Origin of the sequence: Pseudomonas sp. SM4, from assembly GCF_051913165.1 — a bacterium.
Classification (GTDB): Bacteria; Pseudomonadota; Gammaproteobacteria; order Pseudomonadales; family Pseudomonadaceae; genus Aquipseudomonas.
Map to the genome: position 1 here is coordinate 168,025 of NZ_JBODOE010000010.1, position 25,587 is coordinate 193,611.

General features: G+C 59.8%; 24 protein-coding genes and 1 pseudogene. 15 read left to right on the forward strand and 10 right to left on the reverse strand.

Annotated elements, in window-relative coordinates:
* Window position 1 precedes the first annotated feature (1 nt).
* Complete coding sequence (locus ACQ4MY_RS19485) at window positions 2-2,164, reverse strand: molybdopterin cofactor-binding domain-containing protein (RefSeq protein WP_440096171.1); 2,163 nt, start codon at window positions 2,162-2,164, stop codon at window positions 2-4.
* Between the two features lie 19 nt (window positions 2,165-2,183).
* Window positions 2,184-2,639, reverse strand: a complete 456-nt coding sequence (locus ACQ4MY_RS19490; protein ID WP_003224136.1) for a (2Fe-2S)-binding protein — start codon at window positions 2,637-2,639, stop codon at window positions 2,184-2,186.
* Between the two features lie 262 nt (window positions 2,640-2,901).
* Here ACQ4MY_RS19490 and ACQ4MY_RS19495 point away from each other — a divergent pair, with 262 nt between their 5' ends.
* Complete coding sequence (locus ACQ4MY_RS19495) at window positions 2,902-3,732, forward strand: alpha/beta fold hydrolase (protein WP_440096172.1); 831 nt, start codon at window positions 2,902-2,904, stop codon at window positions 3,730-3,732.
* A gap of 111 nt (window positions 3,733-3,843) precedes the next feature.
* On the opposite strand, the gene ACQ4MY_RS19500 is transcribed toward ACQ4MY_RS19495, so the two are convergent.
* The 3 genes from ACQ4MY_RS19500 to ACQ4MY_RS19510 form a co-directional block, all read right to left on the reverse strand.
* Window positions 3,844-4,236, reverse strand: a complete 393-nt coding sequence (locus tag ACQ4MY_RS19500; RefSeq protein WP_440096173.1) for a GFA family protein — start codon at window positions 4,234-4,236, stop codon at window positions 3,844-3,846.
* Window positions 4,237-4,409: 173 nt separating this feature from the next.
* The gene (locus ACQ4MY_RS19505) at window positions 4,410-4,919 is read right to left on the reverse strand and encodes a hypothetical protein (RefSeq protein WP_440096174.1); all 510 of its coding nucleotides are present in this window, start codon (window positions 4,917-4,919) and stop codon (window positions 4,410-4,412) included.
* Window positions 4,916-6,199, reverse strand: a complete 1,284-nt coding sequence (locus ACQ4MY_RS19510; RefSeq protein WP_440096175.1) for an AAA family ATPase — start codon at window positions 6,197-6,199, stop codon at window positions 4,916-4,918. Before ACQ4MY_RS19510 ends, ACQ4MY_RS19505 begins: the two co-directional genes overlap by 4 nt.
* 531 nt (window positions 6,200-6,730) lie before the next feature.
* Here ACQ4MY_RS19510 and ACQ4MY_RS19515 point away from each other — a divergent pair.
* The 9 genes and pseudogenes from ACQ4MY_RS19515 to ACQ4MY_RS19555 all read left to right on the forward strand — a co-directional run.
* Window positions 6,731-6,925: pseudogene (locus ACQ4MY_RS19515) on the forward strand (DUF6124 family protein); the annotation flags it as partial.
* A gap of 147 nt (window positions 6,926-7,072) precedes the next feature.
* Entirely contained in the window at window positions 7,073-8,062 is a 990-nt protein-coding gene (locus ACQ4MY_RS19520; RefSeq protein WP_440096176.1) for an aldo/keto reductase, read from the forward strand.
* Window positions 8,059-8,649 carry a flavodoxin gene (locus ACQ4MY_RS19525; protein ID WP_440096177.1) on the forward strand — a complete coding sequence of 197 codons (591 nt, stop codon included), beginning with the start codon at window positions 8,059-8,061 and terminating at the stop codon, window positions 8,647-8,649. The genes ACQ4MY_RS19520 and ACQ4MY_RS19525 overlap by 4 nt, the downstream gene beginning before the upstream one ends.
* 68 nt (window positions 8,650-8,717) lie before the next feature.
* Complete coding sequence (locus ACQ4MY_RS19530; RefSeq protein ID WP_008086708.1) at window positions 8,718-9,185, forward strand: (R)-mandelonitrile lyase; 468 nt, start codon at window positions 8,718-8,720, stop codon at window positions 9,183-9,185.
* Between the two features lie 228 nt (window positions 9,186-9,413).
* Window positions 9,414-10,187 (forward strand): carboxymuconolactone decarboxylase family protein, encoded by a 774-nt coding sequence (locus tag ACQ4MY_RS19535; RefSeq protein WP_440096178.1) that lies wholly within the window; start codon window positions 9,414-9,416, stop codon window positions 10,185-10,187.
* Between the two features lie 121 nt (window positions 10,188-10,308).
* On the forward strand, window positions 10,309-11,253 hold the full coding sequence (locus ACQ4MY_RS19540; RefSeq protein ID WP_440096245.1) for an alpha/beta hydrolase: 945 nt from the start codon (window positions 10,309-10,311) through the stop codon (window positions 11,251-11,253).
* A 49-nt stretch (window positions 11,254-11,302) separates the two neighbouring features.
* Window positions 11,303-12,355 (forward strand): alpha/beta hydrolase, encoded by a 1,053-nt coding sequence (locus ACQ4MY_RS19545; RefSeq protein ID WP_440096179.1) that lies wholly within the window; start codon window positions 11,303-11,305, stop codon window positions 12,353-12,355.
* Between the two features lie 81 nt (window positions 12,356-12,436).
* Window positions 12,437-13,330, forward strand: coding sequence for a LysR family transcriptional regulator (locus tag ACQ4MY_RS19550; protein ID WP_440096180.1), 894 nt, complete (start codon window positions 12,437-12,439; stop codon window positions 13,328-13,330).
* 48 nt (window positions 13,331-13,378) lie between these two features.
* Window positions 13,379-14,047, forward strand: coding sequence for a class I SAM-dependent methyltransferase (locus tag ACQ4MY_RS19555; RefSeq protein ID WP_008086703.1), 669 nt, complete (start codon window positions 13,379-13,381; stop codon window positions 14,045-14,047).
* Window positions 14,048-14,211: 164 nt separating this feature from the next.
* Here ACQ4MY_RS19555 and ACQ4MY_RS19560 read toward each other — a convergent pair whose 3' ends face one another.
* Complete coding sequence (locus tag ACQ4MY_RS19560; RefSeq protein ID WP_440096181.1) at window positions 14,212-14,463, reverse strand: transmembrane sensor/regulator PpyR; 252 nt, start codon at window positions 14,461-14,463, stop codon at window positions 14,212-14,214.
* Window positions 14,464-14,751: 288 nt separating this feature from the next.
* Between ACQ4MY_RS19560 and ACQ4MY_RS19565 the strand changes: the two genes are divergently transcribed.
* From ACQ4MY_RS19565 to ACQ4MY_RS19575, 3 genes are all read left to right on the forward strand, one after another.
* On the forward strand, window positions 14,752-15,276 hold the full coding sequence (locus ACQ4MY_RS19565; RefSeq protein WP_008086700.1) for a sigma-70 family RNA polymerase sigma factor: 525 nt from the start codon (window positions 14,752-14,754) through the stop codon (window positions 15,274-15,276).
* Window positions 15,269-16,246 carry a FecR domain-containing protein gene (locus ACQ4MY_RS19570; RefSeq protein WP_440096182.1) on the forward strand — a complete coding sequence of 326 codons (978 nt, stop codon included), beginning with the start codon at window positions 15,269-15,271 and terminating at the stop codon, window positions 16,244-16,246. The genes ACQ4MY_RS19565 and ACQ4MY_RS19570 overlap by 8 nt, the downstream gene beginning before the upstream one ends.
* A 90-nt stretch (window positions 16,247-16,336) precedes the next feature.
* Window positions 16,337-18,763, forward strand: coding sequence for a TonB-dependent siderophore receptor (locus ACQ4MY_RS19575; RefSeq protein ID WP_440096183.1), 2,427 nt, complete (start codon window positions 16,337-16,339; stop codon window positions 18,761-18,763).
* A gap of 13 nt (window positions 18,764-18,776) precedes the next feature.
* On the opposite strand, the gene ACQ4MY_RS19580 is transcribed toward ACQ4MY_RS19575, so the two are convergent.
* Complete coding sequence (locus ACQ4MY_RS19580; RefSeq protein ID WP_440096184.1) at window positions 18,777-20,114, reverse strand: XAC2610-related protein; 1,338 nt, start codon at window positions 20,112-20,114, stop codon at window positions 18,777-18,779.
* Window positions 20,115-20,262: 148 nt separating this feature from the next.
* Here ACQ4MY_RS19580 and ACQ4MY_RS19585 point away from each other — a divergent pair, with 148 nt between their 5' ends.
* Window positions 20,263-20,766, forward strand: a complete 504-nt coding sequence (locus ACQ4MY_RS19585; protein ID WP_008086693.1) for a VOC family protein — start codon at window positions 20,263-20,265, stop codon at window positions 20,764-20,766.
* A gap of 35 nt (window positions 20,767-20,801) precedes the next feature.
* Window positions 20,802-21,635 carry an AraC family transcriptional regulator gene (locus tag ACQ4MY_RS19590; RefSeq protein WP_440096185.1) on the forward strand — a complete coding sequence of 278 codons (834 nt, stop codon included), beginning with the start codon at window positions 20,802-20,804 and terminating at the stop codon, window positions 21,633-21,635.
* Between the two features lie 121 nt (window positions 21,636-21,756).
* On the opposite strand, the gene ACQ4MY_RS19595 is transcribed toward ACQ4MY_RS19590, so the two are convergent.
* The 3 genes from ACQ4MY_RS19595 to ACQ4MY_RS19605 form a co-directional block, all read right to left on the reverse strand.
* A complete protein-coding gene (locus tag ACQ4MY_RS19595; protein WP_440096186.1) occupies window positions 21,757-22,344 on the reverse strand; it encodes a LysE family translocator in 588 nt (195 codons plus the stop codon).
* Between the two features lie 371 nt (window positions 22,345-22,715).
* Window positions 22,716-24,953, reverse strand: coding sequence for an ATP-binding protein (locus ACQ4MY_RS19600; protein WP_440096187.1), 2,238 nt, complete (start codon window positions 24,951-24,953; stop codon window positions 22,716-22,718).
* Window positions 24,950-25,564 (reverse strand): biliverdin-producing heme oxygenase, encoded by a 615-nt coding sequence (locus tag ACQ4MY_RS19605; RefSeq protein WP_440096188.1) that lies wholly within the window; start codon window positions 25,562-25,564, stop codon window positions 24,950-24,952. Before ACQ4MY_RS19605 ends, ACQ4MY_RS19600 begins: the two co-directional genes overlap by 4 nt.
* Window positions 25,565-25,587 lie beyond the last annotated feature (23 nt).

Here is a 25,587-nt window from a genome sequence, read left to right on the forward strand (position 1 = left end):
CTCACACCCCCGACAGTTGCAGTGGCAGTTCACGCAAGCGTTGCCCGGTCAGGGCGAACACCGCGTTGGCCACCGCCGGTGCGGTCGGCGGCACACCGGCCTCGCCGATGCCGCCGGGTTTGTCGCTGCTGGGCACGATGTGTACTTCGACCACCGGCATCTCGTTGAGCCGCAGCACCTGATAATCGTGATAGTTGGACTGCAACACCGCACCGTCCTTGAGCGTCAGTTTGCTGTGCAGCGCCATGCCCAGGCCAAAGGTGATGCACGATTCCATCTGCGCGGCGATGCTCTGCGGGTTCACCGCAATCCCGCAGTCCACCGCACAAACCACGCGGTGCACACGGATCGCCAGATTGTCCTGCGACACTTCGGCGACCTGCGCCACGTAACTGCCAAATGATTCGTGTACGGCGACGCCGAGGGCATGACCGTCCGGTAACGGTGCTTTCCAGTTGGCTTTCTCCACCGCTAGATTCAGAACGCCTAAATGCCGTGGATGATCCTTGAGCAAGGTGCGTCGGTACTCGACCGGATCCTGACCGGCCGCCGTGGCCATTTCATCGATCAGCGATTCCATGACGAAACCGGTATGGCTATGGCCCACCGAGCGCAGCCACAACACATTGATGCCGGTCTGCGGCGAATGCAGATCGACCTGATGATTGGCCAGGCCTTTGACGTAAGGGCTATCGGCAACGCCTTCGACCGAAGTCGGGTCGATGCCGTTCTTGACCATCGTCGCCTCCATCAGCGTGCCGGTCATGATCGACTGCCCGACCAGCACGTGTTGCCAGCTCGACGGCAACCCATCAGCGCCCAAGCCGATTTTCGCCTGATGCAGGAACATCGAACGGTAATAACCGCCACGAATATCGTCTTCGCGCGACCACACGGTTTTCACCGGCATCGCGACGGCTTTCGCCACTTGCACCGCTTCGGCGACGAAATCCGAGGTCGGGTTGGCGCGACGGCCAAAACCACCGCCGAGGAATTCAGTGTGGATTTCCACCTGCTCCGGCTTCAGCCCGGTGATCTTGCCGGCGACCATTTGATCGAGGGTCTGAAACTGGGTGCCGGTCCAGATTTCGCATTTTTCAGCGCTGATCTTCACTGTGCAGTTGAGCGGCTCCATCGGCGCGTGAGCCAGATACGGCACGCTGTATTCGACGTCAATCTTCTTCACGGCTTTGCCAAAACTGCCCTTGGCATCCCCGGCCTGACTGGCTGACGTGCCTTGCGTCGTGGCCAGTTTGCGGAAACTCTCCAGCAATTTTTCACTGCTCAGATCCGCATGCGGGCCCAAGTCCCAATCAACTTTCAGCGCATCCCGGCCCAATTTCGCCGCCCAATAATGATCGGCAATCACCGCGACACCGGTCGGCACCTGCACCACTTTGTGCACGCCCGGCACGGCCAGTGCTTCGGCGCCTTCGAAGGATTTGACGCTGGCACCGAACACCGGCGCGCGCGCGACCATGGCCGTCATCAAACCTTCAAACTGCACGTCCATGCCGAACTTCGCGCGGCCGGTGATTTTCTCCGGCGTGTCGAGGCGCTTGGTCGGTTTGCCGATGACTTTCCAGTCCTTGGCTTCCTTGAACGTGATCGACTTCGGATCCGGCACCGGCAGTTGCCCGGCGGCATCCGCCAATTCGCCGTAAGTGGCGCGTTTGTCGCCAGCAATCACCACGCCTGACTCGGTGCGAATCGCCGAGGGCGCCACTTCAAAACGCTTCGCCGCTGCTTCAACCAACATTTGCCGAGCGGTCGCGCCCGCCAGTCGATAGCGATCAAACTCCATCCAGGTCGACGTCGATCCGCCGGTAATCTGCATGCCGCCAAACCCCGGCATGCCGTAATCCGCCGCCGATGCGGGGGAATGCTCGACGTGGATTTTCGACCAGTCAGCGTCCAGCTCCTCGGCAATCAACATGGTCAGGCCGGTCCAGATGCCCTGACCCATCTCCGAATGCCCGAGCAGCACGGTGACGCTGTTGTCCGCCGCGATGCGCAAGAACGCATTCGGCGCAAAGACCTTGCCTTCGTTCTCGGCGGCATAGGCAAACTTGTGCCCGCCGGGGACGACAAACGCCACCACCAGGCCGCCGCCCAACACGGCACTGCCTTTGAGAAAACCCCGACGCGATACAGGACTGTTCATCGTCTATCTCCCAACACAATCAGCCGATTTCCGAAGCACGCTTTACTGCCGCGCGGATTCGCGGATAGGTGCCGCAGCGGCAGATGTTGCCGGAAAGCGCCTGATCAATATCGCTGTCGGTGGGTTTGGGGATTTTCGCCAGCAGCGCGGCAGCAGACATGATCTGCCCCGACTGGCAGTAACCGCACTGCACCACATCGAGTTCGGCCCAGGCTTGCTGCACCGGGTGCGAACCGTCGGTGGACAGGCCTTCGATGGTGAGAATTTTCTGGCCGTGGGCCACAGCCGTTGCGGGCGTGATGCAGGCCCGTAGCGGTGCCCCGTCAACGTGCACGGTGCAGGCCCCGCACTGGGCCATGCCACAGCCGAATTTGGTACCGGTCAGGTGCGCGACGTCGCGCAGGACCCAGAGCAACGGCATGTCCGCGGGGACATCGAGCTCCTGATCCTTGCCATTGATATTCAAGGTCAGCATCGGGGGATTTCCTCAGACTCACGGTGTTCTGAAGGGGCGCCGCTGTGGCCATCAATGCCTACGCGCGCCTCGGCTTATCCCTTTCAGCAAAGCCTAATTTGCGCTTGAAGCCAGACGTTGCGACCACCGGTCATGCAGATGTCGACTTTAATCCTACAGTTGATAACGGCTCGCACCTGAGCCATTAGAAGCCACGTCATGAGCGAAACCGGTCCGCGCCCACCACGCGGGTTATCCATCACATTGGTCTGGAGTAGCGAACATGGGATTTGTCACCACCAAAGACGGCGTCGAAATCTTCTACAAGGATTGGGGTCCGAAGGACGCGCCGGTGATCCACTTCCACCACGGCTGGCCGCTGAGCTCGGACGATTGGGATGCGCAGATGCTGTTTTTTCTCGGCAAAGGCTTTCGGGTGGTTGCCCATGATCGCCGTGGGCACGGGCGTTCGAGCCAGGTCTGGGACGGGCACGATATGGATCACTACGCGGATGATGCGCTGGCGGTGGTCAATCATTTGGGCCTGAAGAATGTTGTGCATGTCGGCCATTCGACCGGTGGCGGCGAGGTCATTCATTACATCGCCCGGCATGGTCAGGACAACGTCGCCAAAGGCGTGCTGATCAGTGCGGTGCCGCCGCTGATGGTGCAGACCGAGAGCAATCCGGGTGGGCTGCCGAAATCGGTGTTCGATGAATTTCAGGCGAATTTGGCGGCGAATCGCGCGCAGTTTTATCGGGATATTCCGACCGGACCGTTTTATGGCTACAACCGGCCAGGGGCTACACCTTCAGAGGGGATTATTGCCAACTGGTGGCGTCAGGGCATGATCGGCGGCGCAAAAGCCCATTACGACGGGATCGTGGCGTTTTCGCAGACGGATTTTACTGAGGACTTGAAGAAGGTCACGGTGCCGGTGCTGGTGATGCATGGCGAGGATGATCAGATTGTGCCGTATGCGAACTCGGGGCCGTTGTCAGCGAAGTTGCTGCCCAATGGCACGCTGAAGTCGTATCCGGGGTTTCCGCACGGGATGCCGACGACAGAAGCGGCGACGATCAACGCGGATCTTTTAGCCTTTATTCGCGGCTGAACAATGTAGGAGCTGCGGAACGCTGCGATCTTTTGATTTTGCGCCTTGAAAATCAACGTCAAAAGATCGCAGCGTTCCGCAGCTCCTACACAGGCAGATTGTGGGCTGCAATTAATCTTCGGTTCGGCCAGTGTTTTCGCGATCACGGTCATAGTGGTGAGCCAGTGGCAGCGCCGGCAGCCACGCCTCGCGGCGAATCGTCCAGAGTTCGTAAGTGGGTTTGAACTGATCCGGTTCATCCAGCGATCCAACGTTGATTTCAACTTCGTCTGCCGAGCGCGTGAACACGGGTGAACCGCAGCGTGGGCAGAAAAACCGGCCGTTGTAGTCGCGGGTTTTGCCAGTGACCTTCAACGCATCCTCGGGAAATATTGCCGAAGTGTGAAAGAGCGTGCCGTGGCGTTTGCGGCAGTCGAGGCAGTGGCAGATGCCGACACGGTAGGGCTGACCTGTCACTTCGAAGCGGACATCGCCGCATAGGCATCCCCCGGTAACTCGGTTCATAGTACCGGTCCTCTGTTTACCTGTTTCACCGTTGAAACATAGCAGTTGTGCAAACCTCGGCAGCTATCCTTGAAGTACTAAAAAGGCCGCTTTTAAAAAACGGCCTTTTCTCAATCCCGTCAGCATCAAGGCAGTCTTGTTTTTTCAGCTAGACCAGCCACTTGCGTTGACATTCAGCGACGGCGCCGAGGAACATTTACAGGCTGTGCTGGTTCATGCGCTTTTAAGCCAGCATCCCCTGTCAGAATTTCAACTGAGTACCCGGCCTTGGCATAGTACTCCGCCACGTCCTTGATGGTGGTGTCACCGATGGTCAGTTTCTCGGCAGCAAGCTTTGGCCATGCATCAGCGAGGGCGTGAAGGTTCTCCGATTGCCACAAGACTGTTTGCTCTGTGAATGCCACCCAAGGCGATGTAGCACTTGCGGCTTCGCGAAGATAACCCGCCAAGGCTGTGGCGCACTCGAACCGCTCAGCAGGGGCTTGGGCTATATGGTTACCCGTCTCGATCAGAGTCGCTAAAGGCAGAACCAACGTGCTCTTTGACTCAAGTTCCAAAGCGATCAACTTACTGATTCGCTCATGGTTCCAGCGATCCGCTGCCGGACCTGCTTCTGCTTTCCCCGGAACTTGTAGCCAGCGACACAGTACTGAGGTGTCCATGATCAAAATGCGCTTACTCATTCGGCAACTCCTTCTGCCAATGCGGTTTGCGCGTTGGAAATACTCTCCTCAATCAGTCCTTGGCTAGTAAGGCGCCCTATAGGCCCCTGAGCTAATAGTTTCGGCAACTGCTCAAGGCTTTCCAACAAGGTGAGTACGCTATGACCTGTAGACGGATCTCGATTGGCTACCGTAATAAAAGGCACCATCTCGTTGCCCATGGCGTCCAGGAGCGCCGGATTGTGAGTAGTCACCAAAACATCTACGCCGCGCTGAGTGCCTACACTTTTAAGCATGTCCAGGAGTAAGCGCGCCCTCGATGGATGTAGGCCGTTATCCACCTCCTCAATGACCAGCAAACTTGAGGGTGGGCGAGTGAGCAAAGCAGTCAGGATCGCAAGAAACCGCAGTGTGCCATCTGACATACCACGAGCATCAACAGTCGGGGTTTCGCCTTGGTCTCGCCAAAACTCTTCACAATAAAGCATTGCATCAGAGTTAAATTTCCCTACCGTTTCTGCGTATACCCTTCGAATGTCTCGCTCGGGTAGTTTGCTTGCGTATCGGGTCAGTACTGCTTCAATTTCTTCTTTCTTTTCTTCAGGTAATGCCGCCAGCACACCAGCGATATTGCGCGCATCTGACTCCAGTCGCTCCGAAAGAGAGGAGTAACCCCGCATGTGCGAGGGGATGGGGTCGAGAATAAAAATGTCTCTGAGCGAAGAAATGACCAGGTTGACGCCATCCTGGATTTCCTGCCTCAACTTCTGCCCAACCAACTGAAAAAGGACTGAGTTGGTCCGACTCAACTGGCGTGGAGAGCCCTTTTTTTCATTGTAAAGACGCGCGACGATTGTCGGCGAGTCCTCCGCACCAGCATCCGTGCGGAACAACTTGATGTTGCCAGCTGGCGATTTTCGAATACCGTCCTTGCCCAGTCGATACTTCACTCGAACGAGCTGTTCTGCCTGCAACTCGCAACGATTCTCTCGAATGCTGCATTCGAGACGGTATTCGTAATCCGTCAGGTCGTCGGCACGACAGGTGACCGCCAAAGCGAAAATAGAACCCGGTCGCCTAGCCGCCCATTCGATGCCGCCTCGCAGTGGGATCTGGACGCCATCACCCTGCAAGGCTGAAGTCAGCATAATCCCGGACGCGGAGCGATTGAGCAGCAGGAGCGCGTCCAAGGCGTTCGACTTACCACTGGCATTGGTGCCCACAAGCACTGACAGTGGATCGATATAAAGGATGGCTTTCTCGTAGCTCTTCCAATTTTCGAGCGACAGCTCAGTGATCATGGGTGCTCCTTGCTAAGACCCTTGAATAAATTGCGCAATCATACAGTTACTCGGCGCTCATAACGTTTGACGTGGTGCTAATAGATACAAAATGGCTAAACCTACACGACCCTCGTTGTCGCAGTCCAAGTACCCGGCAGTTCACTTCGTCTGGCGTTCATAAACACGATTAAGCAGATACGTTTAAATAACACAACCCGTTACGCCCTCCTCCCTACAACACCTTGCGCCATTACCTACGCGTACGCCAGAATCCGCCGGCTTACACGGCTATGGGCAGGGCTATATCGTTTGCCTGTCACTGCAAAACAGTGATCGGGTTTGGTAGCCCGCTTTAAATTGTCGTTGTTGCGACACTGTCGATGCTGTCTCCTTTTTTGAGGTATGGCTTTGTATGGTGGGCATGCGTGGGGCTCATCCGTGAGCGCCGGGTTTCTCGATTTGACCGGTCTACCAACCCGCGCATGGCCGACACCCGCCGTTTGGTAGCGAGGCTGATGGCTCCCATTTTTTCAAATTGGAGCTTTATCTATGTTCAAGATCACGCCAAATCCACCGCCCACCGATCCAATCCCTCACGACCCCGCGCTTGACCCGCAAAAGGCCAAAGAGGCAACCGACCGCGCCCTCGACTACTACCTGCGACCCGAAGCACTGGGCGCTCCACCAAGCTCGCCTCCATTTCGCCCGGTCTATCTGGTCGCCCCCAGCAATAATCACCAGACCGAATAAGTGAGGGGTTACCCCCTCACTTTCGCGTTTGCCCCCTCTGTCGATTAATGAACAGAACTCATCAAGCCATCCCGATTTACCCGTCTAGTCCTCACCAGCCACCTCGCTTACTGTTCTCCCCACGCCCAACGGGAGATCGACATGCACAAGCGCACACTCGGCAACAGTTCACTCGAAGTATCCGCCCTCGGCTTTGGCTGCATGGGCCTGAGCCATGGCTACGGCCCGGCCACGGATACCCAACAAGCCATCGCACTGATCCGCTCAGCCGTTGACCGAGGCGTGACGTTCTTCGACACCGCCGAGGTCTACGGCCCTTACCTGAACGAGCAAGTGGTCGGCGAAGCACTGGCGCCGGTTCGCGATAAGGTGGTCATCGCCACCAAGTTTGGCTTTACCTTCGGCGACGACAATAAGCAGCAGATTCTCAACAGCCGCCCCGAGCACATTCGGGAGGCCGTCGAGGGTTCGTTGCGTCGACTGAAAACCGATTACATCGATTTGCTTTACCAGCACCGCGTCGACCCGAACGTGCCGATCGAGGACGTTGCCGGCGCGGTGAAGGATTTGATCAGCGAAGGCAAGGTCAAGCATTTCGGCCTGTCGGAAGCCGGTGCGCAAACCATTCGCCGTGCCCATGCAGTGCAACCAGTCACGGCGCTGCAAAGCGAATACTCGCTGTGGTGGCGCGAGCCCGAGCAGGAAATCCTGCCGACGCTTTGGGAGCTGGGCATCGGCTTCGTGCCGTTCAGCCCACTAGGCAAAGGTTTTCTCACCGGCACGGTGTCGGCCGAGGCCACTTACGGCAGCGATGACTTCCGCAGCATCGTCCCGCGTTTCAGCCAGGCGGCGCTGCAAGCCAATCAGGGCCTGGTGGTGTTGATTCGTCAGATCGCCGCGCAGAAACAAGCGACACCCGCGCAGATCGCGCTGGCCTGGCTGCTCGCACAGGCACCGTGGATTGTGCCGATTCCGGGGACGACCAAACTGCATCGCCTGGAAGAAAACCTCGGCGGCGCGGACATCATGCTCGACGCAGCTGAACTCAAGGCAATTGACACCGCGTTGGCGCAGATTCGCATCGAAGGCGAGCGTTATCCCGAAGCCCTCAAGGCGCGCGTCGGCCGATGAGCCACGATCACGATCCGCTGCGGCGCACCGTTATCGCGGCACTGGCCAGCGCCCCACTGTTGTCGCTCGCCGACACGCAGAGTGCCAGTGAAACACCGCGTTCGGGCTCGCGGATTCTGGTCGCGTACTTCTCGCGCTCCGGCAATACCCGCGTGGTCGCCGGGCTGATTCAACGTGGACTGGGTGCCGATCTCTTTGAGATTCGCGCGGCCCGCGCCTACCCCGAGGACTATCTGCAAACCGTGGAGCAGGCGCGTCAGGAGCGCGACAGCGGCTTCGAACCCGAGCTGCGAAACAGGGTTCATGCCCTCAGCGACTACGACACGATCTATCTGGGTTTTCCGATCTGGGGCGAAACCGCCCCACCGATCATGCGCGCATTCCTCAGCGCCCACGACCTGACCGGCAAGACCCTCATCCCCTTCAACACCCATGGTGGATTTGGTTTGGGCAATAGCCGCAGTGTCCTCGAACAGCACGCGCCCAATGCCAGGCTGATCGAAGGTTTTGTAATGGAGGGCGAACAGGAGCGCAGAACCATGGAACGCGTGAACGGCTGGCTATCGGATAACCCTCTCAAGGGCTAGGCGATCACTTGCCTTGCCACGGCGGTTCGCTGCAGGGATCACTTCACTGTCTGACCGGAGTTCATCCAATGAATCGATTAATTGCGCCATTTGTTGCCTTGTCGTTCATGACCGCTGAGGCCGGGGCCGCCAGCGAAATCCGCATTACCCCGAACGGCGCTCAGCCCTCGATCAAGGGCGCGGCGGAAAATTTTACCGGCTCCGTACGCGTCGATGGTCTGTTCAAAGGTGAACCGCCGGCGCGTATCGGTGGCGGCACGGTGGCCTTCGACCCCGGCGCACGCACGGCGTGGCATACCCATCCACTGGGGCAAACGCTGATCGTCACTGCTGGTGTCGGCTATGTGCAGCAAGAAGGTGGCCCGCGCCAGGAGATTCGCCCGGGCGACATTGTCTGGATACCGCCGCACACCCGCCATTGGCATGGCGCCTCCGCCAGCAACGGCATGACCCACATCGCCATCGCTGAAGCCGAGGATGGCAAGACTGTCACTTGGGCAGAACAGGTTTCAGAGGCGCAATACGCTGGCCAATGAAGTTACGGAATGTGTCGAAGTTTCCTGCCGGCACTTTCGCAACAAATCGGCAAACGACATCAAGGCCCCACACCAGCGGGGCCGCGTCAGGATTTCAGCGTTTAGCGCCGAGCCGACTCATGAGTTCTGCTCAGGAGTCCATGCGCAATTTCGGGGTTAATCGCCCCAAACATCCTCCGTACGATCCAGCGACACCGCAGTGACCTGCAATGGATGGAGCCTTTCACGATGAACACTGACCCACGCAACCGCACTGCCCTCCCCGCACTCATGGCGCTCTGCCTGAGCGTCGGGGCGATATTCAGCGTTACCACTCAAGCAGCCGAGGCATCGCAAACCATGACCAGCACGCCAGTCAGCGCAGCAGCACTGTCGAGTAAACAACAAACCATTCCACTGATCGCCGCGTTCATGGCGACCAGTGACATGCCCAACCTCAACGCAGCCCTCAATCAAGGTCTCGATGCTGGCCTGAGCATCAGCGAAACCCGGGAAATTCTCGTGCAACTCTACGCCTACGTCGGTTTCCCGCGCAGCCTCAACGCCTTGAACGAGCTGATGACCGTGGTACAGGCGCGCAAACAACGCGGCATCGAAGATGCGCCGGGGCGTGAGCCGAGCCGGGCGATTCCAGTCGGTGATGAACTGCTGGCCGCCGGCACCGCGAATCAAACGAAGATCTCCGGCGCTCCGGTCAAAGGCCCGGTGTTCGAGTTCGCGCCGGTGGCCAACCAGTTTCTGCAAACCCACTTGTTCGGCGATATCTTCGAGCGCGACAACCTCGACTGGCAAAGCCGCGAACTGGCCACCGTCGGCGCGCTGGCAGCGACGCCGGGCGTGGAATCGCAATTGCGCTCGCACATGGCGGCGAGCCTGCGCGTCGGGCTCAGCGCGGCACAGTTGCGCCAAGTCACCGAACTGCTGAAAAAACATGGCGATGCTGAGACTGCCGAACGGGCCAACGCAGCGCTGACCCAAGCCCTCCCGGCCTCGGGAAAATGACATGAAATCGGCAAAACACCTGCTGGGGATCACCCTGTTCGGCGCATTGGCCGCGTGTGCGAACCATCCCGAAGGCCCGTTGCTGATTCAGAAGCAAGGCAGTTTCGCCGCTGGCGGCACGATGACCACCGCGGCGGGCATATTCGATCCACGCAAACCGATGATGCCCGACGGTCAGACCTATCACGGTGATCACGCCTACGCGTTCTACCAGATCCCGGCCGACGCGCGGAAACTGCCCATCGTCATGTGGCACGGTGCGGGTCAGTTTTCCAAGACCTGGGAAACCACCGCCGATGGCCGCGAAGGTTTTCAGAACATTTTCCTGCGTCGCCACTACGGCGTTTATCTGATCGATCAACCACGGCGTGGCGACGCCGGGCGCAGCATGGTCGAGACCACAATCAAACCGGTGCCGGACGAACAGCTGTGGTTCAACCAGTTTCGCATCGGCCTGTGGCCCAACTATTTCAACGGCGTGCAAGTGGCACAGGACGCTCAGACCCGCGAGCAGTTTTTCCGGGCGATGACGCCGAACACCGGGCCGTTCGACATGGGCGTGGTGTCCGACGGCGTATCAGCAATTTTTGACCGAGTCGGCCCAGGCATCTTGTTCACCCATTCCCAAGGTGGCGGGCCGGGTTGGTTGACGGCGATCAAGAACGACAAGGTCAAAGCCATCGTGGCGTTCGAACCGGGCAGCAGTTTCGTGTTTGCTGACGGTGAAGTGCCGGCGCCGATCCCCAGCGCGTTCGACACGGTGCAAGGCGCAGCGGTGCCAATGGATCAGTTCATGGCGCTGACGCGCATTCCGATTCTGATCCTCTACGGCGACAACATCCCGGAACAGGCGGTCGACCTGCCCGCTCAGGACAGTTGGCGCGCACGCCTGAAGATGGCCCGACTGTGGCGTGATGCGGTCAATCGCCACGGCGGCGATGTACGCCTGATCCATCTGCCGGAGATTGGCATCCACGGCAACACCCACTTCCCCATGTCGGATCTGAACAACGTGCAGATCGCTGACCTGGTCGCGCAATTCCTCAAAGAAAAACAGCTGGACTGACCCAGACACTTTTGCAACTGCCGCCCTTTTGATTGCTCAGGAGCTTCACGTGAAAAACACCCTCAAAGCCACGCTCATGTCGGCACTGGTCGGCCTCTCGGGCGGCGAAGCCTTGGCCGCCGACTACAAAAAGAACCCGTTCACCCTCGCCTACGACGGCGCGATCAGCAAGAACGAAGCGGGCAAGGTCAACATCCACCCGGTCAGCTACAAGCTCAACGGCCTGGACATCGCCGCCAACGTTTACACCCCGGCCAATTACGACGCGAAAAAGACCTACCCGACCGTGGTCATCGCACACCCCAATGGCGGCGTAAAAGAACAAGTCGCCGGGCTGTATGCCCAGCGCCTGGCCGAACAGGGTTACATCACCATTACTGCCGATGCGGCCTATCAGGGCGCCAGCGGTGGTCAGCCGCGCAGCATCGATAAACCGGCGTATCGCATCGAAGACATCCACGGCATGGCCGACTTCATCAGTCAGTTTGCCGGCGTCGATAACAAGCGTCTGGGCCTGCTCGGCATCTGTGGCGGCGGTGGTTATTCGTTGGCGGCGGCGCAAACCGATAAACGCTTCAAATCGCTGGCGACGGTGAGCATGTTCAACTCGGGTCGGGTGCGCCGCAACGGCTATAACGACTCGCAAATCGACAGCATCCAGCAACGTTTGCAACAAGCATCAGCAGCCCGCGCGCAAGAAGCGGCCGGCGGCGCGGTGTTGTATTCGGGTGATGCCAACCTCACCAATGAGCAGATCGCGAAACTGCCCTTCGAGCTGTATCGCCAAGGCTACGAGTACTACTGGAAGACCCATGCGCACCCGAACTCGACCTTCAAATACACCACCAGCAGCCTTATTGACCTGATGCGTTTCGACGCCACCGACCATATCGAGTTGATCAACCAACCGTTGCTGATGATCGCCGGCAGCAAGGCCGACAGCCTGTACATGACTCAGGATGCGTTCCCCAAAGCCACCGGCACGACCGACAAGGAAGTGTTCATACTCGATGGCGCCACGCACATCGAAACCTATTGGGTGCCGCGTTATGTCGATGCGGCGATCGGCAAACTGAGCGAGTTCTACGCACGCACCCTGTGATGAGCGCTTTGAGGGTCGCGCATCCGTGTGCGACCTGCTTACATGGAATAATCACGCGCTCCTCATGAGAGGCTCTCATCAATGTCCCGCGCCAACCTCAACGACCTGCAAGCCTTCGTGGTTATCACTCGCGAAGGCAGCTTCACCCGCGCCGCCGCGCAACTGGGCGTCTCGCAGTCGGCACTGAGCCACACCATGCGCGCGCTGGAAAGCCGATTGGGTGTGCGCCTGCTGACGCGAACGACGCGCAGCGTATCGCCGACCGAAGCGGGTCAGCGCTTGTATCAATCGATGGCGCCACGCTTTGACGAGATCGAACTGGAACTGGCAGCGGTCAGCGAGTTTCGCGACACCCCGGCCGGCAATGTGCGTATCCAGGCCTCCGAGCATGCGGCGAACAATATTCTCTGGCCGAAGCTGCTGAAGGTGTTGCCCGACTACCCCGACATCAAGGTCGAAATCACCGTCGATTACGCGCTCGCCGACATCGTCGCGCAGCGCTATGACGCTGGTGTGCGGCTGGGCGATCAGGTGGCCAAGGACATGATCGCCGTGCCGATCGGTCCGTCGTTGCGCATCGCAGTTGTGGGATCACCTGAGTACTTTCGGGGGCGGTCATTTCCCAGGGAGCCGGGTGATCTGGCCGCGCACAATTGCATCAATCTGCGTCTGCCGACGCATGGCAGCCTGATGCAATGGGATTTCGAGAAGGACGGTCACGAACTCAAGGCGCGCGTTGAAGGGCAATGGACGTTCAACAGCAGTGTGCCGATTCTGCGCGCAGCGGTGGCGGGATGCGGTCTGGGCTTTCTGCCCGAAGACATGGTCGCCGGGAATCTGGCCGACGGCAGTCTGGTGCGGGTGCTGGAGGACTGGTGCCAGCCCTTTGCCGGCTATCATCTTTATTACCCGAATCGCCGTGAACATTCGTCTGCGTTCGGGGTTGTGGTGGATGCGCTGATCTACAAGCCCTAGCTTGCGATCATCGTCCATACTGGGTTTTTCAATCGTCGGGAAACCGCCATGCCCTCCCCCGAATCCAGCCTTTTGCAGAGCTGGCACGACAACGCCGATGCCTGGATCGAAGTGATCCGCAGCGGCGGCATCGAAAGCCGTCAACAGGTGACCAATCAGGCGATTCTGCTGGCGATCATGGGCCGCCAGCCGGAGCATGTGCTTGATCTGGGTTGCGGCGAAGGCTGGTTGTTGCGGGCGCTGGCGGACCTGGGCATCGCTGCGGTGGGCGTGGACGGTGATGCGACGCTGGTTGAAGCGGCGCGTCTGGGCGGATCTTCGACGGTGCATGTCGCCGACTACGACGCGCTGGTCGAAGCCAAGGTTGATATCGGTTGTGACTTCGATTTGATCTGCGCGAATTTCTCGCTGCTGCACCAGGACATTATTCCTCTACTGGCCGCGATGAATGTGCTGCTGGTTCCCGGTGGTGCGCTGGTGATTCAGACATTGCATCCATGGGCAGCAGCGGCAGGCGATTATCAGGATGGTTGGCGCGAAGAATCATTCGTCGGGTTCAAAGGCCAGTGGCAGCCGATGCCGTGGTATTTCCGCACGTTGTCGAGCTGGTTCAATGCGCTGGACATGGCCGGCTTCCGCCTGATCAGCCTGCAGGAACCCCAACACCCACAAAGCCCGGTGCCGCAGGCGCTACTGATCGTCGCTGAGCGGCGCTGACATTCGAAAACACCCCCAATCATTGTGGGAGCTGGCTTGCCAGCGATGGCGTCGGGTCAGGCAACATTGATGTTGAAGGGAACGGCCTCATCGCTGGCAAGCCAGCTCCCACAGTGATTTCAGTTGTCATCGGGATTTGTGGGCACCCCATAAACCTGTGGGAGTCAGGCAGCTTGCGGGACCAGTCGTGGCCCGCGCAGGCGGTATTGCGCCAGCAGGCGCATGACGTAGCCGATCTTGATCAGGGTCGGGCCGAGGATGGTCAGCGCATGCATCGCCACCAGCAGGGCAATCGGCATGGGGCCGTTGTAGAGGTAGGCGCCGTAGATGCCGGCCAGCAGCATGATCAGGCCTGCAGCGAGGACTTTGCTCGACAGGTGCAGAACATGCAGCGGGCTTTCGAAGAAGGTGAGCATGGCGGCGTACTCCTGATCCGTTCGGTGGGTACGTTATGTATTTCAAGTCTCGTGCCAGTTTTTTAGCCCAATAGAATCAAGCACCTGAGCCGACGAGAGTCAATTTGACACGGGTAACCAAAAGTCAATTTGACTCCAGCAAGAGTTATTACGACTACATCCGCAAAAAAACCAGAACCCCACTGCCTAAAAGCAAACCAATATCATTTGCACACCATCCAGCCTTTTGCTTTAATCGCGACCCATTCCTATTTATACCGATCACGGTCGTTCTGGACGCTTGCTCTGATGACGGTCGCCGACACCTCACTTGTGCAGAATCTCTACCTCAGCCATCACCGCTGGCTGCACGAGCTGTTGCGTCGACGCCTGAGCAACGCGATGGATGCCGCCGACCTCGCCCACGACACCTTTATCCGCGTGCTCAAGCGCCCGCAAACCTTCAATGGCGAAGTCCACGAGCGCTCGCATCTGGCGACCATCGCCCGCGGTTTGTGCGTCGATCACTGGCGCCGTCGGCAACTGGAACAGACCTGGCTCGACACCCTCGCCAGCCGTCCGCCAGCCTTGCAACCCTCGCCCGAACAGCAAGCGATCATCGTTGAAACCCTGCACGAAGTAGACGCCATGCTCCAGCGCTTGCCGCCGCGAGTCAGCGAGGCATTTATCCTCGCGCAACTGCATGGCATGCCTTACAAACTGATTGCCGACCAGATTGGCGTCAGCGAGCGGATGATCAAGAAGTATCTGGCGCAGGCGATGATGCACTGCGCGATCCTCGAAGCCGAACTCGACGGTCTGCTCATTGAATAATCCGCTGAACACGCTCAGCCATGCCTCCCTCGAACAGGCGGCGAACTGGTACGTGCAATTGCATGACGAACAGGTCGCCGAGCCTGAGCGTCTGCGTTGGCAGGCCTGGCTCGCACAAAGCCCGGAGCATCAGGCAGCCTGGCGTTATGTCGAACGCGTTGGCCAGCGCTTTGCGCCGTTGCAGAGCGAAAACGAGGCCAGCAGCCACGCCCTGCGTAATAACGCACGCCACGCGATCAGCCGCCGCCAGTCACTTAAAGGCTTGTTGGTTATTGCGGCGACCGGGCTGGCGGGCTGGGCTGTCGGGCGCAATACGCCGCTGATGGATTCGGTCGATCGCTTGACGGCCGACCTCTCGACGGGCACCGGCGAAACCCGCGAAGCCACATTGAGCGATGGCAGCCGGGTCTGGCTCAACGCGTTGAGCGCACTGAATATTCGTTTCGACGCCCATCAGCGACTGCTGCAATTACGCGCCGGCGAAGTGTTGATCGACACGGCCAAAGACCTCGGCCGGGCCTTTTGGGTGGAGACCGAACATGGTCGATTGCGCGCGCTGGGGACGCGTTTCAGCGTGCAGCAGAACGAGCGCAACACCGTGCTCAATGTCTACGAAGGCGCGGTCGAAGTGCACAACCGCCAAGGTGAAACCGAGGTGGTCCAGAGCGGTCAGCAAATGGCCTTCAGCACGGGCCGATTGAACACCGCGACAGCCGCTGATCCCTCCCGCGAAGCCTGGCACCGAGGCCTGTTGCTGGCCGACAACACGCCGCTGGGCGAACTGATCGACGCGCTCAGCCGTTATCGACCGGGGCATCTGCATTGCGATCCGGCCGTGGCGGCGCTGCCGGTGATGGGTTCGTTCCCGCTCACGGACACCGATCAAGCCTTGCGCCTGCTGGAAGCGGCGCTGCCGATCCGTGTCGACAAGACCTTCAACTGGTGGGTCAGCATCGGGCCGAAAGCCTGAGGACTTTTTTCACCACGTGGTTCCCTTTTGGCTTTTTCATTCGGTTAACCCTCAGCAACCCTCACTTCGTTGATCGCCCCCGGGAACTCCATGTTGCGCTTCACCCTCGCCCGTACTCGTTTCGCCCTGGCTTTGGCGTCTGCCGTGCCGGGGCTGTGCGCGTCGAGTGCGTGGGCAGAGGCGCAGAAGCAGCATTATTCAGTCGCGGCCGGCTCACTGGTTTCAGCGCTTAACCGCTTTGCGCAACAGAGCGGGGTGTTCATCGCTGGCCACAACGACCTCGCCGCCGACAAGCGCAGCCCCGGTCTTCACGGCGAATACTCCGCGCAACAAGCCCTGCAAATTCTTCTCAAGGACAGCGGCCTGCAAGCCCAGCAACAAAGTGGCGGCGGTTATGTCTTGCGCAGCGCAGCCACTGCAGATCCGCTGCAACTGGACGCCACCACCATCAGTGGCAAAACCCTCGGCGCCATCAGCGAAGACACCCACGCCTACACCACCGGCCAGACCTCTTCCGCCACCGGCCTGGCACTGTCCCTGCGCGAAACCCCGCAATCGATCAGCGTGATCACTCGCCAGCAACTTGACGATCAAGGCGCCACCGGCATCGCCGACGTGCTGCGCCGCGCGCCGGGCATCAGTGTGCAGAACTACGACAGTGAGCGTTGGGAGTTTTCCAGCCGTGGCGCGCCGATCACCAATTTCCAGTACGACGGGGTCAATACCGACTACGACGGCGTCTACGATTACGGCACCACCAGCACCGACATGGCGACCTTCGACCGGGTCGAAATCATCAAGGGTGCCACTGGCCTGATGACCGGTTCAGGCGACCCCTCCGCCACGGTCAACCTGATCCGTAAACGTCCAACCCCAGCGTTCAAGGCATCCCTGAGCGGCAGCGTCGGCTCGTGGGACAACTACCGCAGTGAGGCCGACGTCTCCGGCCCATTAACCGCGAGCGGCAATCTGCGCGCACGCTTTGTCGGTGTCCATCAGCAACGCAGCGCCCACGCCGATCATTACCAGAACAGCAAGGACATCGCCTACGCCATTGTCGAAGCCGACCTGACCCCGGACACCCTGCTGACCCTTGGTTTCGATCAGCAGAACACCCGTTCACGCGGCGCCAGTTGGACCGGTTTCCCGATGTTCTACAGCGACGGTACGCGGACGAATTTCTCGCGTTCGTTCAACCCGGCCACCGACTGGAGCCGCAGGGATTTCAGCAACCAGACGCTGTTCGCCGCCCTCACCCGGCAACTGCAAAACGACTGGACGCTGAAGCTTAGCTACGACCGCAAACACCGTGAGCACGACACCCTGCTCGGCTCCGCCAGCGGCGGCAATCCGGACCCGCTGACCGGCGACGGCATGTTCCTGTACATGGGCAAATTCAAGGGCGACGAGGTGCAGGACAATGTCGATCTCAACCTCGGCGGACCGTTCAGCCTGTTCGGTCGCGAGCATCAGTTGATCGTCGGTTTCATGTCGATGAACACCCGCCAGGACAACCCGGTGTACGGCTCGGTTTATCCGGCGCTGGGCGCCAGCATTTTCGCCTGGCACGGCGCGTTCGCCAAACCCGACATCCCGCAGATCGGCACCGACGCCATCAGCCAACGCCAGACCGGCGCGTACGCCTCGACGCGCTTGAAGGCCAGCGACGATCTGGCGCTGATTCTCGGCGCACGTGTCAGTGATTTCAGCGCCAGCGACCACCTCGACTATCGCGACCCGAACACCGCCAATGTCCGCGACGGCTATCGCCAGACCGGCGTGGTCACACCCTACGCCGGCGCGGTCTACGACCTCGACGACACGTACTCGCTGTACACCAGCTACACACGCATTTATCAGCCGCAACTGAGCAAGGACGCCTCACGCCAGGTGCTCGACCCGGTGCAAGGCGACAGCTATGAAGCGGGGATAAAAGCCGAATACTTCGAGGGCCGGCTCAACGCCAGTTTTGCCGTGTTCCGCATCGAACAGGACAACGTCGCCGAGCAGGTCAGCGGCTTCGACAATCAGGCGGTGTATCGCGCCGTGCAGGGTGCAACGACCAAAGGTTTCGAGTTCGAAGTGGCCGGCGAAATCGCTGAGGGCTGGAACCTCTCCGCCGGCTATGCCTACAACCACACCCGCGATGCCAAGGGCGACCCGGTGTATGCCTCAATCCTGCAAACCACCGCGCCGGAGCAGTTGGTGCGACTGTTCAGCAGCTATCGCCTGCCCGGCGCCTGGCAGAATCTGACCCTGGGCGGCGGCGTCAGTTGGCAGAGTGAGTTCTTCGGCAACGTGTTCCAGCCCACAGCAGGCCAGAACGTACGCATCACTCAGGACAGTTATTACCTGGTCGATGCCATGGCACGCTACCGCTTCAACGACCACCTGAGCACCACGCTCAATGTCAAAAACCTCTTCGACAAGACCTACTACACCGGGCTCGGCAACTTTGGCACCGGGTTCTATGGCGAACCGCGCAGCCTGCAACTGACTGCGCGCTGGGATTTCTGAGGTTGCCGCCGATTTACGGTTGCTTCAGGTAAGTGCCGCGAAAATCGCCGTATTCACCGAAAGCTTCCACACGGACAACACCATCGAGCAAACGCACGCGATAGAGCGGCTCGGCGACTTCCTTTTGGCCAATGATCAGATTGCCCGCTTGCAAAGGCCATTGTTCAACCACTTGATTGGCGGGTTTGCCTGGCTGCGTGACCGCCATTTGCACCGAGGCGATCTCGCTGCCCTGCGCATCTTTGCTGATTTTCAACGTCAACCACGCGGAGCGCCCATCGTCGGTCACCATCACGTAGCGCCCTTCGCGCTCGCTGGCCGCAACAGCGGCGAATTTTTGCGGCGCAACATGAAACGCTGTCGGCCGCGCTTGAATAACATACGACTTGGTGCCGCTGTGCCACATCCCGCCCTGAAAACCTTGTTCATCGGGCTCACCGTCAATGAACCAGTTACCCGTGATCGCGCCCTCATCACTGATTTCATGCAAGGCAATGCCGCCATCGTCGTAAGGTTCGCCGACCAAGCGAATGGGCACGCCGCTGCCGCTGACATAGCGCACTTCGCCGACATAAACGCCGCCCTGCAACTGCCACCACAATTGGAAAGCGATCTTCTCGTCCAGCTTCCCCCGCAACATCACCGGCGCCTCTCCAATCGGCCCTTCGAGACGACGTTGCTCGACCCACTGACCGCCCTTCAAATCCCGTTGGGTGATTTCGGTGTAGCCCTTAGGCATAAACGGACTGCCTTCGGAAGGCGCCTGCGCCACCTCGATGGTCTCCGCTACACGCACCGGTAGCTTGTCCTGAATCTCCCAACTCGCCTGCTGCCGCCAGCAGCAGCCGCTTTTCGAACGCGTAATCAGACGCTTGCCTGCACTGTCGACCTCAAACATGCCAAGGTTCGGCTCGCGGGTCAGCGCAGAGAATGCCTTGTTCGCAATCAACACCGGATTCGCCGCATCGAACAGGTAGATATCGTAGGAAGCGGCAGCGTAGCCACCGTCATTGCCGTTGCGCACGGCCACATCCTGCTGACCATCGAAATTGAAGTCGCCAAACACCAACAGTTGCTGGTTGTCGCAGCGCAGGCTTGGCCCTGTGCCGTCAGTCTTCAGCAGCTCGGCAGCGTCGGCAGTTTCGAGGGTTTGCAGAACCGCACCGCTGGTTTTATCGCGCAGGACGATGTGTGCCGCCACCGGATCGAAGCTTGCTACCGGTGGTTGCTCGACACGCACGTCGATGAGGTATTTCTGTGTCGGGTCCTGCAGTTGGCAGCTCAACGGCGCAGCGCTGGCCGAGGCCGTGGCGAACAGGCAGGCGAAAAACAGTGAACGTGGGGCAACCATGATGCGAAGCGTCCTTGCGGCAAAATCGGGGCGGCAAGTCTATCGACAATCGAAGGGCCGCGCACTTGTCGATCTACGGCGCTGCCAGTCGACCAAGGACTGTCTACGCTGATAGTCCAGCGTGTCTAACCTGCCGAGGATGACTGCCATGCAACGCTTTCAAAAACTCACGCCCTGCCTGTGGTTCGACGATCAGGCCGAAGCGGCGGCGAAGTTCTACTGCTCGATCTTCGATCACGCGAAAATCACCGGCCTGACCCACTACAGCAAGGTCGGTCAGGAATTTCACGGCAAGCCGGAAGGTGCGGTGATGACAGTCAGTTTCGAGCTGGATGGCCAGACTTTCACCGGGCTCAACGGTGGGCCGATGTTCAAGTTCAGCGAGGCGATCTCGTTTCAGGTCAATTGCCAGAATCAGGAAGAAGTCGACCACTTCTGGGGCAACCTGTCCGAGGGTGGCCCGGTCGAAGCCCAGCAATGCGGCTGGCTCAAGGACAAGTTCGGTGTGTCGTGGCAGATCGTACCGGTGGCGTTCATGCAGATGATGCTGGATGCCGACACCAGCAAGTCGCAACGGGCAATGCAGGCCATGTTCAAAATGAAAAAACTCGACATCGCCGAACTGGAACGGGCCTTTGCCGGCCAGAGCTAATACACTCGGGCACTGGCCTGCCGGGAATAATCACAATGAAACACGCTGCCGCCAAAAACCCTGAAAAAGCCCCGCGCTTCTGGCGCGACGACGCCCTGCCCTTCATCGAAGCGCGGGCCATCGCCGATGGCCGCGAAGTCTGTTACGCCCGGCATTCCCACGCGCACTTCTCGATCGGTGCGATCACCGCCGGGCGCAGTACTTACGTGCATGAGCAGGCGCAATTCGAGGTGGCGGCGGGCACGGTGGTGTTGATGAATCCTGGCGATGTGCACGCCTGCAACCCCATCGATAATCAGCCGTGGTCGTACGTGATGTTGTATGTCGAGACGCCGTGGCTGACGGATTTGCAGCATCAGTTGGGCTTTGCCGAGGATGTGGAATTCCGACGGTTCTCGGCCACGCATCTGCACGATGCCGAGCTGTTTCGCGAGTTGATCGCGCTTTACCAAGTGCTGGTCGACGAGCAGCAGGATGTGCTGCGTAAGCAGAGCACGGCGGTGGAGTTTTTCAGCGATCTGCAACTGCGCCTGAATCCTGCCGGGCAAGCGTTGCGCGAGCCGAACTTCAAGCTGGAACGCGCCGCGGATTTCATCCGCGAACATTGCACCGACCTGCTCAGCCTCGATGACATCTGCGCGGCAGCGCAGCTGTCACCGTCGTATCTGATCCGCGCCTTCAAACAGCATTACGGCATGACCCCGCATGCGTTTCTGGTCAATCAGCGCATCCAGTTCGCCCGCGAACGCTTGCGCAACGGGCAACTGATTGCCGATGTGGCGCTGGAGGCCGGGTTTGCTGATCAGGCGCATTTCCAACGGGCGTTCAAGCAACACCTGGCCGCAACCCCCGGCCAATATCGCGGCTGACATTTCACCTGAAATTGAACACTTCCCCTTGTGGAAGCGAGCCTGCTCGCGAAAGCGGTGGTTCAGTCGACATATCCAGTGACTGACCACAGCATTCGCGAGCAGGCTCGCTCCAACAGGGTCAAGTGAACAAAAAGTAGATTGCGCTCAGCGCCAACAACAACGCCATGCTTCGATTGAACCAGCGCATGCCTGCCGCATTGCTCAAATAGCCGCGCAGGAATGTCCCGGCATACACCCAACAGCCGACCGACACATAGCAAATCACCAGATACACCGCCGCAAACTGCCAGACCAGATGCGCCTCGCCATCCGCCACGAACGCGCCCATTCCTGCCACGCAGGCAAGCCAGGCCTTGGGGTTGAGCCACTGCATCACTGCGCCATACAGCATCGACGGCGCACGCGCGGCATCCTTTGCGTTCAACTGCCCGTCGTCGCTGGCGAGTTTCCAGGCCATGAACAGCAGAAACGCCACCCCGGCCAGTTGCACCACTCGCGTCATGAACGGCCACAGCTGCAGAACCTCGTGCAGGCCCAGGCCCATCAACACCAGCAACAACACAAACCCCAATGTTGCCCCGGCGACATGCCGCTGGCTGGCGCGGAAGCCGAACTGCGCCCCCGAACTCAATGCCACGATATTCACCGGTCCCGGCGTGATCGACGCCGCCAACGCAAACGCCGCCATCGAAACAATCAGACTCATCGCACACCTGCTTCAAATCGAGGAACAAGGTGCTCACGGTATCGAGCGCCCAATCCCCGGTATTGAAGAAAATGCCCCTGTGATCTGATCGTTCCCACGCTCTGCGTGGGAATGTAGCCCGGGACGCTCCGCGTCCCTTCCAGAGCCGAACGCAGAGCGTCCGTTGAGGCATTCCCACGCGGAGCGTGGGAACGATCAAAAGAAAATGCCCCTGTGATCCTGATCGTTCCCACGCTCTGCGTGGGAATGTAGCCCGGAACGCTCCGCGTCCCTTCCAGAGCCGAACGCAGAGCGTACGTTGAGGCATTCCCACGCGGAGCGGGGGAACGATCACATCAACAGATCGCAGCCTGCGGCAGCTCCTACAGGGGTTAGTCGAGGCGTGGCACGGTGAAGCGGAATTCGCTGCCCTGCCCCGGCTCACTCTCGGCGACGATCCGGCCGCCGTGGGCTTCGACGATGCCTTGGGTGATGTACAAACCTAAGCCGGTGCCGTTGGGATTGCCTTCCTTTACCGTCCAGTAACGGTCGAACACGTGCGGCAGGTGTTCCTTGGGGATGCCTTCGCCGCTGTCACGCACGGTGAAGACGATTTCATCGCCGACTGATTTGGCATGCACGCCGACGGTGCCCAGGCGCGGGGTGAACTTGATCGCGTTGCCGACCAGATTCGACAGCACTTGAAACAGCCGCTCCGGGTCGGCGTGAATGCGCAAATCGGGATCAGCAGCAAAGGAAATGCTGATGTCCTTGTCCAGCGCCAGCGGTGCGAGCAGCGCCTGCGCTTCCTCGAACATCTGCCCGACGTCGAGCTTCTGCGGGGTGATGGAGTAGCGCCCGGCGTCAATCTTCGAGGTGTCGAGCAAGTCTTCGAGCAACGTATTCATGCGCCCGGCCGCCTGCTGCATGGTGTCGATTGCGGTGGAGATGCGGCGCGAGGTGTGTGGGCCGTCGGAGCTGAACGCCTTCTGCATCATGCCGCAGAGCATCGAGATCACTGTCATCGGGTTGCGCAGGTCGTGGGAGACAACCGCCACCAGTTCATCGCGGGCGCGCACGGCTTCCTGTTCGCGGCGCACCTGGCGCGCCAGATCGTTTTCCAGCGCCGAGCGACGCAGATCGTTGGCGGCAAACAGGTCGCCATGGCTCCACTTGGTGGAGATCCCGGCCATCTCGACTTTCCAGATTTCAAACGAGGTGCGCGGACGCAGGCGCAAACCGGCGTCGGAGTTTTCCAGGTCCAGTGGCTTGCGCGGATCACCGCTCCAGTTGATGTTCTCTTTGACCTCGGGACGGAACCACAGCACGCCGTTGTCGACCGGTTTCGGCAGGCTCATGGCAAGCACGCCGCTGGCCACTTGCTGATACTCCGCAGCCGGCGGATACACACTGGCCAGATTATGGCTGGCGAACACCGGCTCGCCGCTGTCCTGCAGCCATTTGTGCAGGGCGCGGATCTGCGCAGGCTCCGGGCAATTGCCGTAACGGTGCAATTGATTGTCTTCAATGATCGCGATACCGCCGGCATTGTTCAGCGCCATGAGCACTTGCGGCTGGTTGGCCAGGCCATCGAAAACGTTTTGTGGCGAATCGATCATCGCCTGATTGAGCAAGGCCAGCGCCTCGACTTTTGCTTCACGCTGACGGCTGATCTCCAGCGCTTCCATCGCGCTGATCTGCAGCGACAGCACCTGGCCGATGGTCTGGCACGCCGCGCGCAGTTCATGCGGCACATGCAGCGGCTGACGGTTGCCGCAACTGATCAGGCCCCAGAGTTTGTCGCCCTTGAGCAGCGAGATACTCATCGACGACAGCACGCCCATGTTTTTCATGTACTGGCAATGGATCGGCGACACGCTGCGCAGGGTGGCAAAACTCAAATCCAGCGGCGTGTCGGTGTCCGGGCGCAGCTTCGGCAGCAACGGCACCGGTTGGTAATCGGCATTGGGGATGATCCGCAGCCAATTGGTCCGATACAACTCGCGGGCCTGCTCGGGAATGTCCGAGGCCGGGAAGAACAGACCGTTGAACACTTCCATCGACGGGTCGGACGCTTCGGCGATCACCTGGCCGTGCCCTTCCTCTTCGAAGCGGTAAATCAGCACCCGGTCGTAACCGGTCATGGCCTGGATTTCCTTGACGCTGATGTCGTACAGCGCCTGCAACGACGTGGCCGCGTGCAGACGCTGGAGCATGCGCCCCAGATGGGTCTGGTTGCCGGCGACATTGCGTGGCTGGAAGTTTTCGACGTGGATTTCCAGTTCCAGGATCAGCACGCCCTGATGCCGGTGCAACAAGCCATCGAACGCCGTGCCATTGAGGCGAAAGTGCAGCGGCGGCGTATCGGACAATGCCGGCTGCAGCAAGGCCTCGCGCACTTGCGCGGCCTCGGCATCGCCGATCAGTTGCGCCAGTGGCTGGCCGATCAGGCCGAGCGGCTCACGGTCCAGCAGGGTTGCAACGTTGGCGCTGACCTGAACGATCTCCAGCGCAGGTTCGTTCAGGGTCAGCAGCAAACCGTGGGGCTGGATCGCGCCGGGGAAGCGAATCGGCTCGTCGGCACAGTTGGCCAGCAGTTCTTCAAAGGCTTGTTGGTCTTGCGGGGTCATGCCAGTACCTCCCGGCGTTCGAGCCAGCGCTCGAAACAGCTGAATGTGGTGTGTGCGGCCGCAACCACGGCCTTGCGCTCGTCCGCATCCATCGGTCGACGGCTCAGGTATTCAATGAAATCGCGCCAGCGGCGGCCAGTGGCGGCGCCATAGATATCGAGAAACGCCGCGCCATTGTCGGCTTCCAGGCCGAGTCGGCTGGCGATTTCCCGGCGCAGGATCTGCCCGCCCAGCGTCGCACCTTCGAGCACATACAGTATGCCGAGGCAGCAAGCCGCTGAATTGATCAGGGGCAAGTCTTCACACTGTGGCAGACGTGCCAGCGCCTCGCTGCTCACGCCCAGGGCATGCAGGTCGGCGCGCAAGGTTGGCGCCTTGAGTCGTGGCGTCAGATCAAAATCAGTGGGAATTGCACCGCTGCTCAGCAGCGCGTCTTCCAGCGGTAGATAGAAGCCGTAATAAGCCTGCATCAACTGCACAAAAGCTGGGGTATCGAGAGTATCGGAGAAAAATGGAAGGCGTTTTTCCAGTGCGATGTGCAGTTCGGCAGTGCCGGCCCGCAGATCTTGCAGCACCGGTGGCACATAAACTTCACGGGCCTTTGCTTGCATGTAGATCGCTCTTGGTGGGGCCG

Bases quoted from the DNA above. Each gene is read 5' to 3' on its own strand.
- ACQ4MY_RS19485 (WP_440096171.1), bottom strand. From the start codon at position 2,164: ATGAACAGTCCTGTATCGCGTCGGGGTTTTCTCAAAGGCAGTGCCGTG.
- ACQ4MY_RS19490 (WP_003224136.1), bottom strand. From the start codon at position 2,639: ATGCTGACCTTGAATATCAATGGCAAGGATCAGGAGCTCGATGTCCCC.
- ACQ4MY_RS19495 (WP_440096172.1), top strand. From the start codon at position 2,902: ATGGGATTTGTCACCACCAAAGACGGCGTCGAAATCTTCTACAAGGAT.
- ACQ4MY_RS19500 (WP_440096173.1), bottom strand. From the start codon at position 4,236: ATGAACCGAGTTACCGGGGGATGCCTATGCGGCGATGTCCGCTTCGAA.
- ACQ4MY_RS19505 (WP_440096174.1), bottom strand. From the start codon at position 4,919: ATGAGTAAGCGCATTTTGATCATGGACACCTCAGTACTGTGTCGCTGG.
- ACQ4MY_RS19510 (WP_440096175.1), bottom strand. From the start codon at position 6,199: ATGATCACTGAGCTGTCGCTCGAAAATTGGAAGAGCTACGAGAAAGCC.
- ACQ4MY_RS19520 (WP_440096176.1), top strand. From the start codon at position 7,073: ATGCACAAGCGCACACTCGGCAACAGTTCACTCGAAGTATCCGCCCTC.
- ACQ4MY_RS19525 (WP_440096177.1), top strand. From the start codon at position 8,059: ATGAGCCACGATCACGATCCGCTGCGGCGCACCGTTATCGCGGCACTG.
- ACQ4MY_RS19530 (WP_008086708.1), top strand. From the start codon at position 8,718: ATGAATCGATTAATTGCGCCATTTGTTGCCTTGTCGTTCATGACCGCT.
- ACQ4MY_RS19535 (WP_440096178.1), top strand. From the start codon at position 9,414: ATGAACACTGACCCACGCAACCGCACTGCCCTCCCCGCACTCATGGCG.
- ACQ4MY_RS19540 (WP_440096245.1), top strand. From the start codon at position 10,309: ATGACCACCGCGGCGGGCATATTCGATCCACGCAAACCGATGATGCCC.
- ACQ4MY_RS19550 (WP_440096180.1), top strand. From the start codon at position 12,437: ATGTCCCGCGCCAACCTCAACGACCTGCAAGCCTTCGTGGTTATCACT.
- ACQ4MY_RS19555 (WP_008086703.1), top strand. From the start codon at position 13,379: ATGCCCTCCCCCGAATCCAGCCTTTTGCAGAGCTGGCACGACAACGCC.
- ACQ4MY_RS19560 (WP_440096181.1), bottom strand. From the start codon at position 14,463: ATGCTCACCTTCTTCGAAAGCCCGCTGCATGTTCTGCACCTGTCGAGC.
- ACQ4MY_RS19565 (WP_008086700.1), top strand. From the start codon at position 14,752: ATGACGGTCGCCGACACCTCACTTGTGCAGAATCTCTACCTCAGCCAT.
- ACQ4MY_RS19575 (WP_440096183.1), top strand. From the start codon at position 16,337: ATGTTGCGCTTCACCCTCGCCCGTACTCGTTTCGCCCTGGCTTTGGCG.
- ACQ4MY_RS19580 (WP_440096184.1), bottom strand. From the start codon at position 20,114: ATGGTTGCCCCACGTTCACTGTTTTTCGCCTGCCTGTTCGCCACGGCC.
- ACQ4MY_RS19585 (WP_008086693.1), top strand. From the start codon at position 20,263: ATGCAACGCTTTCAAAAACTCACGCCCTGCCTGTGGTTCGACGATCAG.
- ACQ4MY_RS19590 (WP_440096185.1), top strand. From the start codon at position 20,802: ATGAAACACGCTGCCGCCAAAAACCCTGAAAAAGCCCCGCGCTTCTGG.
- ACQ4MY_RS19595 (WP_440096186.1), bottom strand. From the start codon at position 22,344: ATGAGTCTGATTGTTTCGATGGCGGCGTTTGCGTTGGCGGCGTCGATC.
- ACQ4MY_RS19600 (WP_440096187.1), bottom strand. From the start codon at position 24,953: ATGACCCCGCAAGACCAACAAGCCTTTGAAGAACTGCTGGCCAACTGT.
- ACQ4MY_RS19605 (WP_440096188.1), bottom strand. From the start codon at position 25,564: ATGCAAGCAAAGGCCCGTGAAGTTTATGTGCCACCGGTGCTGCAAGAT.